The following is a 1522-nucleotide window of genomic DNA, read 5'->3' on the forward strand; positions in this document are numbered from 1 at the left end:
AGTGCCGTAACGGTTACCTTGCTTTTGGTCGGTGTCTTTTTCGTCATTATGATGAATCTGAATAAAGTAGCATCCACCATAGAAGAGGATGTAGAAATACGCGTCCATGTGGATGTGGCAGCGAACGACAAAGATAAAGCGGTATTGGAACAGAGAATCAAACAGGTTCCCGGCATCAAAAATATAAAGTACTCTCCTAAGGAAAAAGAACTCGATGCTTTGATTAAAAGCATGGGTGACGAAGGAGAAGCCTATAAACTTTTTGAACAAGATAACCCTTTAAATGATGTGTTCGTCATAAAGACGAAAAATCCAACCGATACAATGAATGTTGCCAAGAAAATTGAAAAGTTTGAATATGTAGCCTCTGTCAAATATGGGCAGGGCAAGGTAGAGCAGCTGTTCAGTTTTATAAAAATAAGCCGCAACGTCGGCCTTGTGCTGATCGTAGGACTTCTTTTTACAGCGATGTTCCTGATTTCGAACACGATTAAAATAACGATTATGGCCCGCAGGCGTGAAATTGAAATCATGAGGCTTGTAGGGGCAACGAATAACTTTATCAGATGGCCTTTCTTCCTTGAGGGATTATGGCTTGGAATACTTGGGGCAATCATTCCGATTGCAGTTGTTTCAAGTGCCTACTACTATGCATACGATTACCTCAATGAAAAATTGAAAGACCATTTCATTAAATTACTTGAATTCAACCCGTTTGTTTATCAATTGTCAGCGATCCTGATCATCATGGGTGCAGCAATTGGAATCTGGGGAAGTCTCATGTCCGTCCGCAAGTTTTTGAAAGTGTAATTAGAAAACTAGTAAACACTTAATAACCAATAGACGATAGATAGAAAGACAAAGTTACGAAACTATCAAAAGTATGAGAGGGGTATAGTTCTAGTGAAAAAACAGATACTCTCACTAGCAGTAGTCAGTACTTTAAGCCTGGGTTCCCTAGTAAGCCCATTAACATTGGATCATGCATCGGCTGCTAATATTTCAGATTTAAAAGCACAAAAAGATAAGCTTGAAAACCAGCGCTCTGGTGTGAACCAACAAATTGAGCAAAAGACGAACAAGATTGGTGAGCTGCAAACTGAGCAAAACACTATTGAAGCACAAGTGGAAAAATTAGATTTGGCTGTTGAGGATGCAATCAATAAGATTTCAGCGAAAAATGCTGAAATCGAAGATACAAATAAAGAAATTGAAGTTTTAAAAGGCGAGATCGTTGTTTTAGAAGAGCGGATCGCAAAGCGTAATGAGTTGCTTAAGGATCGTGCTCGATCCCTGCAGCTTAGCGGGGGAACTGTAAGCTATATGGACGTCCTCCTAGGAGCTCAAAGCTTCAGCGATTTCATTGACCGTGTCAGCGCAGTGACAACGATTGTACAAGCTGACAAGGATATACTTGAACAGCATGAAAAAGACAAAAAAGAGCTTGAAAGCAAGCAGCAACAGGTTGAATCAAAGCTTGCGTTGCTTCAGCGAATGAAGCAGGATTTAGTCGGGTTAAAAG

Annotated in this window: 2 protein-coding genes; both read left to right on the plus strand. The window is 40.1% G+C overall.

All coding sequences use genetic code 11. The features are described 5' to 3' along the window. Window positions 1-810: permease-like cell division protein FtsX (ftsX, locus tag WB217_RS00405; RefSeq protein WP_423989589.1), on the plus strand; the 810-nt coding region annotated here is incomplete at its 5' end. Window positions 811-903: 93 nt separating this feature from the next. Then, window positions 904-1522: coiled-coil domain-containing protein (locus tag WB217_RS00410; RefSeq protein WP_423989591.1), on the plus strand; the 619-nt coding region annotated here is incomplete at its 3' end.

Origin of the sequence: Mesobacillus sp., assembly GCF_049588175.1 — a bacterium.
Lineage (GTDB): Bacteria > Bacillota > Bacilli > Bacillales > Cytobacillaceae > Mesobacillus.